We start from the raw sequence: 14,046 nt of genomic DNA, 5'->3' as shown, positions 1-14,046 counted from the left end.
TCCTGGGGGTCACCACGGGCGCCCTGCTGGGCGCCGCCGCCTGGTGGAAGCACCAGCGCCAGGCGCCGCCACCGGAAGCCAGCGTGCCCGACGGTGCGGTCTCCACCGACAATCCGGTCGCGGTCGAGACGTTGCCTGGCGACGATCTGCCGGTGACCGCGCCCGCCGACCCGGCCCATGCCGCCAGCGATGCGGCAATGCTGGCCGACCCCGAGCTGACCCTGGCCCGCGATGCCGATCTGTATGCGTGGTTCGCGGCCGGTGGCCCGGTCCCGGTCGACGAGTCAAAGCCCCAGCCCAGCCGTCCCGAACCCGCCACCGCCGGCCTGGAGACGGCTGCCTCCGATGAATAAGTCGATTCTGCTGCTGGGCCTCAGCCTCAGCCTGGCCGCAACCAGCCAGGCCGCGCCGCAGCCGCTGCCGTTGCCGGCCCCGGTTCCCGCCCAGGCACCTACGCCGACCACGGCCCCGGCCATTCCCGCCACGGCCGCCGCGCTCGACCCGGCGCAGCTGCGCGAGTTGCGCAGCCGCTATGCCCAGTGGCAGGCGCTGCCCGAGTCCGAACGGACCCGCATCCGCGACGCCGCCCGCAGGGTGGCCGCGTTGCCGGCCGCGCAGCAGCAGACGCTGCGCGCCACGTTCAACGAACAGGACCAGCGCTTCCGCGACGGCTGGCGGCTGGGCCCGCAGCTGGGCCAGCAGTTCCCCAAGCTGCAGGGCCTGTTCGGCTTCCTTCCCGCCGAGCAGCGGGAGCCGGCCCTGGCAGCGCTGCGCCAGCTCAGCGTGGACCAGCTGGCCCAGCTCACCCTGGTGGCCCAGCGCACCCCGCCGCAGGAGCGCGACGAGGTTCGCAGCCAGTTCCTGGCGTTGGCCCCGGGCGGGCGCGATGCCTGGTTGCGCGAACACGTGGGGCATTGACGGGCGCCCGGACCGCGGCATTCGCGTAAGATGACCGGCCGCAACCCGGTGCCTGTGCCCTCCGCGCGCTGCCGTAGTTGCCGTCCGTGATCCCATGTCTACCGCTACCTCCACGCCGACCCTCTCCCGGGAAGTGCGCGCCACCGGCCTGCTCGCGCTGCCGCTGGTCCTTGGCCATATCTCCACCGGCCTGATCTCCTTCGTCGACAACGTCATCGCCGGCCACCACGGCACCCAGACGCTGGCAGCCGTCACCATCGGCACCGCGCTGCTGTGGCTGCCGATGCTGATTCCGATCGGCACGCTGATCTCGCTCACCGCCTCGGTGTCGCAGCTGCACGGCGCCGGCCGCGAGCGCGAGATCGGGCCGCTGTTCCGCCAGGCGCTGTGGCTGGCGCTCGGCCTGGGCCTGATCATGTTCACCTTCCTCACGATGGTGCCGCCGCTGCTGCCGGCGTTCGGCATCGCGCCGGACATCGTGCCGGGCGCGACCGCGTTCCTGCACGCGGTGCGTTGGGGCGGCCCTGCGTTGACGCTGTACTTCTGCATGCGCTACCTCAGCGAGGGCATGCACTGGACGCTGCCGACCATGCTGCTGGGGTTCGGCGGCCTGCTGGTGCTGGCGCCGCTGGGCTATGTGCTCTGCTACGGCAAGCTGGGCTTCCCGGAAATGGGCGCCGAGGGCCTGGGCATCGCTTCGGCGACGATGATGTGGATCCAGGCGCTGTGCTTCGCCGGCTACCTGTGGAAGACCAAGCGCTTCGCGCACCTGGAATTGTTCTCGCATTTCGAGCTGCCGCGCTGGTCGGCAATCTGGGACCTGCTGCGCACCGGCCTGCCGATCGGCATCACCGTGCTGATGGAGGGTGGGCTGTTCATCGTGACCGCGCTGCTGATCGGCCGCCTGGGCGCCACCGAGGCGGCGTCGCACCAGATCGCCATCAACGTGGCGCAGCTCTGCTTCATGATCCCGATGGGCGTGGCCGAGGCCACCACCGTGCGCGTGGGGCATGCCGTCGGCAGTGGCAATGGGCTGGGCGTGCGCCGTGCGTCCATCGCCGGGCTGGTCATCATATTGGGCACGCAGACACTGTCGGCGCTGGTGCTGTTGTTCGGGCACGACGCCATCGTCGGGGTCTACACCGCCGACATGGGCGTGGCAGCGCTGGCCTCGACGCTGCTGCTGTATGCGGCCGCCTTCCAGTTCCCCGACGGCATCCAGGTGCTGTCGGCCGGTGCGTTGCGCGGCCTGAAAGACACCCGCGTGCCGATGTTCATCGCCATGTTCTCGTACTGGGGCCTGGGCATGCCGCTCGGCGCCGGGCTCGGGCTGGGCCTGGGCATGGGCCCGCAGGGCATGTGGCTGGGCCTGATCCTGGGCCTGACGGCGGCCGCGATCCTCATGGCCTGGCGGCTGCATGTCAGCAGCCGACGTGTCGGTAACAGCCTCGCCACGGCTGCCTGACGACCCCCTGACTTGTGTCCGATGCCGGCCGCGCCGGCACCGGCTATGCTGCTACCACGGCAAGATGCCAACTGGAGTTTTCCCCATGAACCAACCCGCGCGTCGCAACCCCGTGGCCAGCTTCTTCATCGGGCTGTGGGATGTGATGAACTTTACCCGCAGGCTGATCCTGAACCTGCTGTTCTTCGGCTTCCTGTTCCTGGTGCTGGTGCTGTTCGTCATTGCGATGGGCAAGGGCGCCAGCGCCGGCAAGGCGCTGGAAGACCGCACCACGCTGGTGATCGCGCCGGAAGGTCGGCTGGTCGAGCAGTTCAGCGCCGACCCGGTCAGCCGCGCGCTGGCCAAGGCCATTGGCGACAACAGCGCCGAGGAAGTGCAGCTGCGCGACCTGGTGCGTGCGCTGGAAGCGGCGCGCGACGACAAGAAGATCGAACGCGTGGTGCTGCAGCTGGACAAGCTGCAGCCCAGTGGTTTCGCCTCGATGCGTGAAGTGGCCGCCTCGCTCCAGGAGCTGCGTGCGTCGGGCAAGCAGATCGTGGCCTATAGCGACAACATGAGCCAGTGGCAGTACCTGCTGGCCGCGCAGGCCAACGAGATCTACCTGGACCCGATGGGCGGTGTGGTGCTGGAAGGCCTCGGCCGTTACCGCCAGTACTTCCGTACCGGCCTGCAGGACAAGCTGGGCGTGGACGTGCACCTGTTCAAGGTGGGCGAATACAAGTCCGCCGCCGAGCCGTACGTGCTGGATGCGGCGTCGCCGCAGGCCAAGGAAGCCGACCTGTTCTGGATGAACGACGTGTGGCAGCGCTACCTCGGCGATATCGCCAAGGCACGCAAGCTCGACGCCGCGCAGCTGGCCGCCGGCATCGACACCATGCCGGAGGGCATCGCTGCCGCCGGTGGCGACCTGGCCAAGTTTGCCCTGCAGCAGAAGCTGGTGGATGGCCTGAAGACGCGCGAGGAAGTGGAAGACCTGCTGGCCGATCGCGGCGTGGCCGACGAAGACGCCGACGGCGGCTTCCGCAGCATCAACCTGGACGGCTACCTGTCCCAGCTCGATACCCGTCGTTCGCCGGTGGACTCGCGTCCGCAGGTGGCGGTGGTGGTGGCGTCGGGCGAGATTGCCGGCGGCGACCTGCCGGCGGGCCGCGTGGGCGGCGAGTCGACCTCGGCCCTGCTGCGCGAGGCGCGCGACGACAAGGACGTGAAGGCGGTGGTGCTGCGCGTGGATTCGCCGGGCGGTGAAGTGTTCGCCTCCGAGCAGATCCGCCGTGAAGTGGTGGCGCTGAAGGCCGCCGGCAAGCCGGTGGTGGTGTCGATGGGCGACCTGGCTGCATCCGGTGGTTACTGGATCAGCATGAACGCCGATCGCATCTATGCGGACCCGTCGACGATCACCGGTTCGATCGGCATCTTCGGCATGATCCCCAACCTGTCGCGTTCGCTGGACAAGATCGGCGTGCACACCGACGGCGTGGGCACCACCCGCTTCGCCGGCGCGTTCGACATCACCCGCCCGATGGACCCGGCCGTGGGCCAGGTCATCCAGTCGGTGATCAACAAGGGCTACGCCGACTTCACCGGCAAGGTTGCCGACGCACGCAACAAGCCGGTCGAGGCCGTGGATGAAGTGGCCCGTGGCCGTGTGTGGAGCGGTGCGCAGGCAAAGGAACGCGGTCTTGTCGATGCCTTCGGTGGGCTGAAGGCCGCTGTTGCCGACGCCGCCGCCCGCGCCAAGCTGGGCGGCCCGGACAAGGTGCGCGTGCGCTACATCGAAAAGGCCGCCACCCCGTTCGCGCAGTTCCTCAGCGGCTTCGCCGGCTCCCACGCCGGTGCCTGGATGCTGGGCGAATCGGGCGTGGCGCGGATCATGCTGGCCCGCTCGATGCCGGAAGTGGACACCCAGCTGCGCTTCGTCGAAGACGCCGCCCGCGACCCGCGCGGCAGCGCCCCGGTGAAGGCCCTGGCGTACTGCTTCTGCGGCTTGTGATTCGGATGCGGTAGGTCACCATCGTGGGTGGTGACGCCGAACAAACGAAAAACCCGGCCACGGCCGGGTTTTTTTCTTATCGCGTCATCACCACCAACGGTAGTGATCTACCGATTGGATTCGGCGTTGTCTGCGGCACTGGTGTCCGGTGCCTTCTCCAGCGTGTCGCGTGCGGCCTTGGCCTTGTCCAGCGGCTGCTGCATGGCGTCGCGCAGCGCGGTGGCCTGCGGTTCCGGCCGCTTGTCCGGGTCCGGTGGCACGGGGCGGCTGCAGCCGCTCAGGGCGAGCAGGCCGAGCAGCGGAAGGGCGGTACGGATCAGCATGGCAACCTCGCAAGCAAGCCCGGGAACGCGCAGTGTAGAACCGGTTTGCCAGCCTGTGTGTGATGGGATGCGCCGCACCGGCATGCGGGCTATCCTGCCCGCAGCGCGGCGCACGGTGCCCTGCGCATGAATCGCGGGGCGCAGCCCCGAGGCAGGAGAAGCAGGTGAGCGCGCAGCGTTGGCGACTGGATGGACAGACCGCATTGATCACCGGTGCCAGTGCCGGCATAGGCCTTGCGATTGCCCGCGAGCTGTTGGGGTTCGGCGCCGATCTTCTGATGGTGGGACGCGACGCCGACGCGCTGGAAGTAGCCCGCGACGAACTGGCCGACGCCTTTCCCGATCGCGAGATCCACGCGCTGTCGGCAGACGTGTCCGACGACGAGGACCGCCGCGAGATCCTGGACTGGGTAGAAGATCACAGCGACGGGCTGCACCTGCTGATCAACAACGCCGGCGGCAACATCAGCAAGCCGGCCACCGAATACACCGAAGACGAGTGGCGGGGGATCTTCGAGACCAACCTGTTCTCGGCCTTTGAACTGTCGCGCTACGCGCACCCGCTGCTCGCGCGGCATGCGGCCTCGGCCATCGTCAACGTCGGCAGCGTTTCGGGGCTGACCCATGTACGCAGCGGCGCGGTGTACGGCATGACCAAGGCGGCGATGCACCAGATGACCCGCAACCTGGCGGTGGAGTGGGCCGAAGACGGCATCCGGGTCAACGCGGTGGCCCCGTGGTACATCCGCACCCGGCGCACCTCCGGCCCACTCTCGGACCCGGACTACTACGATCAGGTGATCGATCGCACGCCGATGCGCCGCATCGGTGAGCCCGAGGAAGTGGCCGCCGCGGTGGGTTTCCTGTGCCTGCCCGCCGCCAGCTACATCACCGGCGAATGCATCGCGGTGGATGGCGGTTTTCTCCGTTACGGGTTTTAACCCGTTGTTATTGCGGCACGGCGCAATTGCTCTCCGCCAGCACCGCCTGCAGGCGCGTGCGTTCGGCGGTGGCGCCGGCGAGGCTGTCAGGCGAGGCGAAACGCTCGCGGCCGCGGGCGTCGCGGAAGCGCTGCTGCCAGGCGCTGCAACGCTGATCGTCGGCGAGCAGCTGGCAGTCGTCGCGGATCACTTCGCAGCTGGCCGCGTTGACCGGTGTAACTCCACCGAGCCCGGTGACTGACAGCAGCACGCAGTGCGGCGGGGCAGGCTCACGCTCGTTCAGGTAGCGGCCGCCATCGGCGCTTTGGCACTGGTAGATATCCGGCAGTGGCGGCTTGTCCGACCCGCCGGCAACGGTGGCAACGTCGCCCGGCTTGGGCAGGTTGGCGCTGTCCAGAATGGCGGTGCCGGTCGGCGTCTGGTACGCCTCGGAAATCACGCGCTCCATCGGTCGCGCCTTGCCGGGCACCTGCGGCGGCAGCGCCGCTGGCGCCAGCGGCTGGATCGGTTGCGTCGGCGCCGGGGGTGGCGTTGGCGTGGTGCTGGTGGACACCGACACCTCGGCACGCGCGGGGGCGGCATTCATGCGCTGGATGACCTGGTGGCTGCCGGAAGGACAGGGCTTGCCCTGCACCGTTACGGTGTCGTTCGCATCAGTGCAGCGGAAGACGACGCCGTCGTCGGCCATCGCCGGGAGCGTCACGCACAACAGCAGGAGGCACCAGGATTTCATCGGCGCAGGATACAACCCCATCGATCAATTGCGGCAGTCGCGGTCCAGCCGCGCATCGATGCCGCGCTGCTCGCGGTTGATGGCGTCGCGCTCGCTCTGCAGCGCGCTGTTGTAGCGGCGGCCCAGTTCAAAGCGTCGATCGCGCAGGATCGAACACACCTCCGAGGCAGGCAGCGGGTGGCACTGGTCGCGCACCAGCACGTTGCCGGCGGGAATCACCACGTCCTGGCGGCTGCCCGGGAACGCAGAACCCTCGCTCTGCCACTGCGAGCTGCCACCGCCGATGGTCAGGCTGCCACCGACCCGCGAGCCGCCGCCGGAGACCGACAGCGAGCCGCCGCTGGCGCTCACCGAGCCACTGCTGCTGCCGCTCCCGCTGCCCATCGGCATGACCGGCGGCAGCGGGCGTGGCCCCGGCGGGCCGCCGCCGTGTCCGCGTCCCGGCAACCAGGCGCTGGTCCACACCGACACCCAGCGCGGATTGCCTTCGCTGGTGTCGCTGGTATAGCGGCTGCCGTCGTCGCGGATGCACTCGTAGATCGGTTGCGGCGGTTGCACGTGGACGTAGCGGACCTCGCGTTCGGGCGGTGCCGGAGCGGGCGTGGCCGGGTCGCGGTCGCTGCGTACGACACGCGGGGGCGGATCGCGCGGGCGTTGCATGTCGCGCACTTCCTGGCGCCCGTCGCGGCACGGCGCGTCCTGCAGCGAGACGGCGCCATTGCTGCCCACGCAGCGATAGACGCGCACGCTGCCGGTGTCCTGGGCGGCCAGCGGCGGGCTGCCACACAGCAGCAACAGGGTCAGCCAAGGGGCGGAGGGGCGGCGCATGCCGCCAGTGTGCGGCTTTGCCGGCGCGCGCGCAAAAGCCGCATGCGCGGGCGCTCAGGTTCGCAGGATCTGGCCGCTCAACGCATCTCGGATCGGCGTGGGCTGGGCCAGCCCGCCGGTGTCCCCGTCGATCAGGCCATCCAGCAGCGGCAGCAGCGCCGGGTCGAGCTCGGCACGGGTGCGTGCCGGCGGCTTGCCGGCCAGGTTGGCGCTGGTGGAGACCAGCGGGCCACCCCATGCGCGGCAAAGTGCGGCCACCAGGGGGTGGGCACTGATCCGGACCGCGATGCCGCTGTGTTCACCGGTGATCCAGCGCGGGGCGCGGGGCCCGGCCGGCAGGATCCAGGTATGCGCCCCCGGCCAGCTGGCCAGCACCTCGCTCTGGCGCGCGGGCGGCAGTGCCTGCAGCCGCACCCACTCGTCCAGCTGGGCGAGCTCGGCCGCCACCAGGATCATGCCCTTCTCGATGGGGCGCTGTTTGAGCCGCAGCAGTTTCATCACCGCCGCCTCGTGCCGCGGGTCGCATCCCAGGCCCCAGACCGCTTCGGTGGGGTAGGCGATCACCCCGCCGGTGCGCAGCACGGGCAGGGCGGAGTCGACGGTCAGTTCATTCACGGCGGACACCGGCGAGCAGGGAAGACGTGATCATGTTCGCCCGACCAACGGTCGGGCGCTACCGCTTTCAGGCCTTTTTTACGGCCTTCTTCGCTGCGGCCTTCTTGGTGGCCGCTTTCTTGGTGGCGGCCTTTTTCGCGGGCGCCTTTTTCGCAGCGGCCTTCTTCACCGCTGCCTTCTTGACCGCCGGCTCTTTCTTGACTGCGGCCTTCTTCGCCGGCGCCTTCTTGGCCACGACCTTCTTGGCAGCCTTCTTGCCGAAGCCCTTGCGCACCGGCTTGCCGGTTTCTTCCATGAACTGCTGCACTTCGGCCAGGGTCAGCGAGGCCGGCTCGCGGTCCTTGGGAATCTTGCCGTTCATCTTGCCGTCGCTCAGGTACGGGCCGAAGCGGCCGTTCAGCACCTGGATCTCGCTGCCCTCGAATTCCTTGATGATCCGGTTGCGCGCGATCTCTTCCTTTTCCTCGATCAGGAACACCGCACGGGCCAGATCGATGGTGTAGGGGTCGTCTTCCTTCTTCAGCGAGGCGTAGGTGCTGCCGCGCTTGGCGAACGGGCCGAAGCGGCCGATGCCCACGCTGACGTCCTCGCCCTTGTCCTCACCCAGCGCGCGCGGCATCAGGAACAGCTCCAGCGCGTCTTCCAGGTTGATGGTGTGCATCGACTGGCCCGGGCGCAGCGAGGCGAACTTGGGCTTGTCCTCGGCGTCCTCGGCGGTGCTGCCGATCGCCGCGTAGGGCCCGAAACGACCCAGGCGCACGCTGACCGGCTTGCCGGTCTTGGGGTCGGTGCCCAGTTCACGGGCACCGCTGGCCTCGGCGCGATCCACCGATTCCTTCTTCTCTTCCACCAGCCGGTTGAACGGTTCCCAGAAGCGGGCCATCAACGGGATCCAGTCTTCCTCGCCGCGCGACACCGCGTCGAGCTCGTCTTCGAGCTTGGCGGTGAAGTCGTAGTCCACGTACTGGGTGAAGTGGCTGGACAGGAACTTGGAGACCGCACGGCCCACGTCGGACGGGCGGAAGCTGCGGCCTTCCATCTCCACGTACTTGCGGAACAGCAGGGTCTGGATGATCGACGAATAGGTCGACGGACGGCCGATGCCATACTCTTCCAGCGCCTTGACCAGCGCCGCTTCGGTGAAGCGCGGCGGCGGCTGGGTGAAATGCTGGTCGGCGATGATGCGGTCCAGCGGCACGCGGTCGCCGGGCTTCATCGCGGGCAGCTTGCGGCCCTCGTCGTCATCCTCGGCGCTCTTGTTGTCCTTGCCTTCCTCGTAGACCGCCAGGAAGCCGGGCACCACCACGGTGGTGCCGCTGGCGCGGAACACATGCTCGCTGCCGGCCGACAGGTCCACGCTGACGGTGTTGAGCGTGGCCGGAATCATCTGGCTGGCCACGGCACGCTTCCAGATCAGCTCGTACAGCTTGCGCTCGTCGTCGGTCAGGAAACGCGAGACCTGCGCCGGAGTGCGCAACGCCGAGGTCGGGCGCACCGCTTCGTGCGCTTCCTGGGCGTTCTTGGACTTGGTCTGGTAGGTGTTGGGCTTGTCCGGCAGGGCGGCAATGCCGTAATCGCGGGCGATGACATCGCGGATCTCGGCCAGCGCGTCCTGCGACAGGTTGACCGAGTCGGTACGCATGTACGAGATCAGGCCGACGGTGCCTTCCTCGTCGCCGATCGCCACGCCTTCATACAGCTTCTGCGCGACCTGCATGGTCTTGCGCGTGGTGAAGCCCAGCTTGCGCGAGGCTTCCTGCTGCAGCGTGGAGGTGGTGAACGGGGCTGCCGGGCGACGCTTGCGCTCCTTGCTGGCCACGTCGGTGACGTGCAGGTTGCCCTGCGCGGCCTGCTGGATGCGTAGGCGGGCGGCCTCGGCGGTGTCGCCGTCGGTCACGGTGAACTGCTCGAACTTCTGGCCGTCCAGCTTGATCAGGCGGGCATTGAAGGGCTGCGAGGGATGCGCGCAGGCGGCGTCGATGCTCCAGTATTCGCGGGCGATGAAGGCTTCGATTTCCTCCTCGCGCTCGACGATCATGCGCAGCGCCGGGCTCTGCACGCGGCCGGCGGACAGGCCGCGCTGCACCTTGCGCCACAGCACCGGGGACAGGTTGAAGCCGACCAGGTAGTCCAGCGCGCGGCGCGCCTGCTGGGCATCGACCAGGTCACCGGCGATGGCGCGCGGCTGGCTCATGGCCTCCTTGATGGCGCGCGGGGTGATCTCGGTGAAGACCACGCGCTGCATCGGCTTGTCCTTGACCAGCCCCCGTTCCTTGAGGATTTCGGCGATGTGCCAGCTGATGGCCTCCCCCTCGCGATCCGGATCGGTCGCCAGGAAGATGTCATCGGCAGTCTTGGCCGCCTTGGCGATGGCGTCGACGTGCTTCTCGTTCTTCTCGATCAGGTCGTAACGCATCGCGAAGTTGTTGTCGGGGTCGACCGCGCCTTCCTTCGGGACCAGATCGCGCACATGCCCATACGAGGCCAGGACGGTGTAGTCCTTGCCGAGGTATTTGTTGATCGTCTTGGCCTTGGCGGGCGATTCGACGATGAGCAGGTGCTTGGGCATGTCATTGAATTCTGTGGGCAGCAGCCCGGGGGAGGGCGCTAGGGTGGAGCAAATGGCCGCATTAGTGAAGGGCAGCCGTCGATTTCCATACGCTGAACGCCCGGTTATGCGCCGGGCGTTCAGGTTTTGCGCCTAGTAGAGGAATCACGCCGGAGCCGCCCGTGTCAAGCGGCCCGGTGTGAGGGTGGGTCAGGACATGGACGAGGCGAAGATGCCGATCATGGCAACTGCCAGCACCAGCATGCCCACGGTCAGCAGGCCGCCGAGCACCAGAATGACGATGGTGGCGGTGCCCAGCTCATGGCGCTGCAGGTGCGACTGCTCGGTGAAGGCCCAGCGGTCGACCACCACGGTGTCGCAGATCATGTCGTGCAGGGTCTGCTTGCGATCGGTGAAGGCCGCCATCAGGTAGCCGATGCACAGGATCAGGCCGCTCAGGAAGGCGGCGAAGTAGCGGCCGATGGCGCGCAGCAGGGTGAGCCGCTCGCCGTCGGAGCGCACCACCTTGATGCCGACCACCATCTTGCCCAGCGTGGCGCCGCCCCGCGAGGAGTGGAACGAGGCGTAGTAGGCCACGCCGATGATGATGCCCAGCAGCATGCCCACGCCCTGCGCGGCGGATTCGATGGCTGAGGCACTGGAGCCGCCGGCCATGGCAAACCCCATCACCCCGCCGATGACGCCGCCGATGATCGCCGAGGTGACGGTCAGCAGGATGTAGTCCACCAGATAGGCGGCAACGCGCTTCCAGAAGCCGGCATAGACCACCTCGCCCCCGCTGACCACGGCCGAGCCGTAGCTGGCGGTGGCGCCCGGCGCGGTATACGGCGAGTAGGTGCCGCCCGCGGTGCCCGGCAGCGGCGCGGTGCCGTTGTCGATGGCGGTGTAGTCGCCGCGCAGGTCGAACCCGCTGCCCAGGTTGCTGGCCGCGCTGGTGAGGTTCTGCAGCTGCAGCTCCTCCACCGCTTCGGACAGTGCCTTCCACTGCGCATACCCTTCGCGCCAGACCAGCGTGGTCAGGCTGATTTCCCCGCGCTGGAAGCGCTGGCGAAGCTCTTCGACCATCAACGGACCCTGGCGGTCCTGGCCGTCGGCGTAATACCACTCAGTCATTGCGTGCATCCCCTTGTCGTCCATAGTGATCTGCTGCTCAGCTGCGGCATTGGGCTGGCATGTACTTGCTGTCGGCGTCGCTGCTGCAGCTCCATTCCTGGCGTTCGATGTCGTACTCGTACCAGAGCATCTTGCCGTCCAACGCGCGCTTGCCGGGCATCGAGAATTCGATTTCCACGCCGCACTTGCCTTCGCCGAAGCGACCGATGCGCACCGCACCCACGCCTTCGGTGGCGTAGGCGGTGGGGCTGAGGAAGCCCTCATCGCCATTGACCGGGCAGCGGTTGTTTTCCTGCGCGAACACGGCCACCTGTGTCTTCAGCGGCGACAGGATGCTCACCGCATTGGCCAGCTTGGCGCGGTTGACGTAGTCCTGGTAGGCGGGAAGGGCGATGGCCGCAAGAATGGCGAACACGACCAGCACCACCAGCCCCACCACCAGCCCGATGATCAGGCAGCCGGAGGTTTTCTTCGGGGGCGGAGGCGCCGCAGTGCGGGTGTAGGTCGGCGGCGGCGCCGGGGTGCGTGTCGGCACGTCGAAGCCGGGAACGCGCGGCGGCGACGGGGCGACCGGTTCGATGATGGGGGGCGGGGTGGGCCCTGCCTGCGGCGCGGGATCCACCGCCGGCGGCGGTGCGATCACCAGGCCGATCTCGTCGGCCACGCTGCGCAGCGGCTGCCACTGCGCCAACCCGTCGCGCCACACCAGCGTATCCAGCGCGATGCGGCTGGACTGGTACAGCGCGATCAACTCCTCAGACGTCAGCGGCCCACGCTGCTGACGATTTCCTTCTGCATAGAACCACTGGCCCACGGTCCGCTCCTGAATGCGCTGGGCACTCAGTGTACGTTTAGTGAAGCGGTTCCGGTTCGTCCACGAACATTTGTGTTTCCATCCAGGCGTACGCCGCCTCGGCGCCGGGCTGGTTGAACAGCACCATCAGCACCACCCACTTGAGGTCGTCCAGGTCCAGTTCGTCCTGGTCCAGGGCCATGGCGCGGTCCAGCACCAGCTCGCGCTGGTTGGCGTCCAGAATGCCGTGCTGCTCCAGGAACATCAGGAAGCCGCGGCCTTCAACGTCCAGCTTGTCCAGTTCCGGGCCGTGGAAAATGCGCACCGGGCCATCAACGCGGGCCAGGGTGACGGCCGGACGCTGTTCGGCAAGGGCATCGAGCCAGTCGAACGCCTTGTTGATCTCGGTGGGGCTGAAGCCGGCCTGTATGAGGCCGTTCTGGAGGGAATCGCGGTCACGGACAAGGTCCGCGTCTTCGCTGAAGTAGTGTTCAAACAGGTACAGCAGGACGTCCAGAATGCTCTCTTTCATTGCCCCTCGGCCTGCGTCAACGACGCTGTGGAGGTGAAGAAACTAGGGTTTTCGACAGTAGCGGCCATGGTTGGCGACCACCTTTCCATCCAGTTCCATGATCAGAAGCATGGCCGACAGCCGGGCCGCCGTCAATCCGCTGCGCTGGATCAGTGAATCCATACAGGTTGGGTTGTCGTCCAGCACTTTCCACAAGCGCTGGTAGTCCGGTTCGGGGGAAGGTGGGACGCGTCCGCGCGCTGTCCGTGCCTGTTCAGTTGGGGCATCCAGGCGCAAACGCAAGGCCTTGCCCAGGCTGGCCGCCAGCCCGGCTACACCCGCGATGACCTCGTCGGGGTGTTCCACCAGGTGGGCGCCGTCGCGGATCAGCCGGTGGCAGCCGCGGGCACGCGGGTTGCGCACCGAGCCGGGCAGCGCGAAGACCTCGCGCCCGGCCTCGGCGGCGAGCCGGGCGGTGATCAGCGCACCCGAGCGCGCCGCTGCCTCGATCACCACGGTGCCCAGGGTCAGCCCGGCCACGATGCGGTTGCGTGCCGGGAACTGGCCGGGCCGCGCCGCGGTGCCTGGCGGGTATTCGCTGACCACCGCCCCCCGCGCGGCGATGCGCGCGTGCAGCGCCGCGTGCCGGGGCGGAAAGGTCAGGTCCAGGCCGGTGGCCACCACCGCCACGGTACGGCCGTCGGCAACGTCCAGTGCGGCCTGATGGGCCCGGGCATCGACCCCGGCGGCAAGGCCGCTGACCACGCACAGGCCGCTGCCGGCCAGGGCGCCCGCAAACTCGCCCGCCAGCTCGGCACCGCTGGGTGAGGGGGTACGGCTGCCGACCACCGCCACAGCGGGGTGCCACAGCGCGGTCGGGTCACCCTGCACGAACAGCGCGAGCGGGGCCTCGTCGGTGCTGGCCAGCAGGCTGGGGTAGTCCTCCGAGCCAATGCCCAGCAGGTGCCGGTCGGGTGCCATCAACCACGCGGCACAGCGGCCCACGGCGGCGTGGTCGGGGATGGCGATCCGGGCGCACTGCTCGGTGTTGCAACCGGCGCTGCGCCAGGCGGTGGGGCCGGCGCGCAGGACCGATGCGGCGTCGCCGAAGCGGCCCAGCAGGGTGCGGCGTGGGGCCAGCGCGCCGCCGGCCAGGATCAGGCGCAGCAGCGCCTCGTGGGGAGAAGGCAGGTCATCGGGCATCTGCTCAGGCTAGCCCGCACACGAAGACGGCGCCCTGGGGCGCC

The 14,046-nt window shown here is 68.6% G+C and carries 13 protein-coding genes and 1 pseudogene; 5 read left to right on the top strand and 9 right to left on the bottom strand.

What is annotated here, in order from left to right; all coding sequences use genetic code 11:
• The 4 genes and pseudogenes from ACREPD_RS02240 to sppA form a co-directional block, all read left to right on the top strand.
• Positions 1 to 353 (top strand): annotated as a pseudogene (locus ACREPD_RS02240) (hypothetical protein); the annotation flags it as partial.
• The gene (locus ACREPD_RS02235) at positions 346 to 918 is read left to right on the top strand and encodes a DUF3106 domain-containing protein (RefSeq protein ID WP_431597777.1); all 573 of its coding nucleotides are present in this window, start codon (positions 346 to 348) and stop codon (positions 916 to 918) included. The pseudogene ACREPD_RS02240 and the gene ACREPD_RS02235, both read left to right, overlap by 8 nt.
• 94 nt (positions 919 to 1,012) lie before the next feature.
• Complete coding sequence (locus ACREPD_RS02230) at positions 1,013 to 2,383, top strand: MATE family efflux transporter (protein ID WP_431597776.1); 1,371 nt, start codon at positions 1,013 to 1,015, stop codon at positions 2,381 to 2,383.
• A gap of 85 nt (positions 2,384 to 2,468) precedes the next feature.
• Positions 2,469 to 4,373 carry a signal peptide peptidase SppA gene (sppA, locus tag ACREPD_RS02225; protein ID WP_431597775.1) on the top strand — a complete coding sequence of 635 codons (1,905 nt, stop codon included), beginning with the start codon at positions 2,469 to 2,471 and terminating at the stop codon, positions 4,371 to 4,373.
• Positions 4,374 to 4,480: 107 nt separating this feature from the next.
• Here the strand turns inward: sppA and ACREPD_RS02220 are convergent, their stop codons facing one another.
• On the bottom strand, positions 4,481 to 4,696 hold the full coding sequence (locus tag ACREPD_RS02220; RefSeq protein WP_431597774.1) for a hypothetical protein: 216 nt from the start codon (positions 4,694 to 4,696) through the stop codon (positions 4,481 to 4,483).
• A gap of 164 nt (positions 4,697 to 4,860) precedes the next feature.
• Between ACREPD_RS02220 and ACREPD_RS02215 the strand changes: the two genes are divergently transcribed.
• Positions 4,861 to 5,637 carry an SDR family oxidoreductase gene (locus tag ACREPD_RS02215; protein ID WP_431597773.1) on the top strand — a complete coding sequence of 259 codons (777 nt, stop codon included), beginning with the start codon at positions 4,861 to 4,863 and terminating at the stop codon, positions 5,635 to 5,637.
• Between the two features lie 7 nt (positions 5,638 to 5,644).
• Here ACREPD_RS02215 and ACREPD_RS02210 read toward each other — a convergent pair whose 3' ends face one another.
• From ACREPD_RS02210 to dprA, 8 genes are all read right to left on the bottom strand, one after another.
• On the bottom strand, positions 5,645 to 6,370 hold the full coding sequence (locus tag ACREPD_RS02210) for a hypothetical protein (protein ID WP_431597772.1): 726 nt from the start codon (positions 6,368 to 6,370) through the stop codon (positions 5,645 to 5,647).
• A 24-nt stretch (positions 6,371 to 6,394) separates the two neighbouring features.
• A complete protein-coding gene (locus ACREPD_RS02205) occupies positions 6,395 to 7,198 on the bottom strand; it encodes a DUF4124 domain-containing protein (protein ID WP_431597771.1) in 804 nt (267 codons plus the stop codon).
• Between the two features lie 54 nt (positions 7,199 to 7,252).
• Positions 7,253 to 7,813 (bottom strand): Sua5/YciO/YrdC/YwlC family protein, encoded by a 561-nt coding sequence (locus tag ACREPD_RS02200; protein ID WP_431597770.1) that lies wholly within the window; start codon positions 7,811 to 7,813, stop codon positions 7,253 to 7,255.
• Between the two features lie 67 nt (positions 7,814 to 7,880).
• The gene (locus ACREPD_RS02195) at positions 7,881 to 10,382 is read right to left on the bottom strand and encodes a DNA topoisomerase I (RefSeq protein ID WP_431597769.1); all 2,502 of its coding nucleotides are present in this window, start codon (positions 10,380 to 10,382) and stop codon (positions 7,881 to 7,883) included.
• Positions 10,383 to 10,571: 189 nt separating this feature from the next.
• Positions 10,572 to 11,495 carry an RDD family protein gene (locus tag ACREPD_RS02190; RefSeq protein ID WP_431597768.1) on the bottom strand — a complete coding sequence of 308 codons (924 nt, stop codon included), beginning with the start codon at positions 11,493 to 11,495 and terminating at the stop codon, positions 10,572 to 10,574.
• Between the two features lie 37 nt (positions 11,496 to 11,532).
• The gene (locus tag ACREPD_RS02185) at positions 11,533 to 12,309 is read right to left on the bottom strand and encodes a pilin (RefSeq protein WP_431597767.1); all 777 of its coding nucleotides are present in this window, start codon (positions 12,307 to 12,309) and stop codon (positions 11,533 to 11,535) included.
• 37 nt (positions 12,310 to 12,346) lie between these two features.
• Complete coding sequence (locus ACREPD_RS02180; RefSeq protein WP_421569766.1) at positions 12,347 to 12,820, bottom strand: DUF494 family protein; 474 nt, start codon at positions 12,818 to 12,820, stop codon at positions 12,347 to 12,349.
• A 42-nt stretch (positions 12,821 to 12,862) separates the two neighbouring features.
• The gene (dprA, locus tag ACREPD_RS02175; RefSeq protein ID WP_431597766.1) at positions 12,863 to 14,002 is read right to left on the bottom strand and encodes a DNA-processing protein DprA; all 1,140 of its coding nucleotides are present in this window, start codon (positions 14,000 to 14,002) and stop codon (positions 12,863 to 12,865) included.
• Positions 14,003 to 14,046 lie beyond the last annotated feature (44 nt).

Source organism: Stenotrophomonas sp. (assembly GCF_050737075.1).
Taxonomy (GTDB): Bacteria; Pseudomonadota; Gammaproteobacteria; order Xanthomonadales; family Xanthomonadaceae; genus Stenotrophomonas.
Note: the sequence above shows the minus strand (reverse complement) of the source record. Positions and strands in the feature narration are given on the sequence as shown.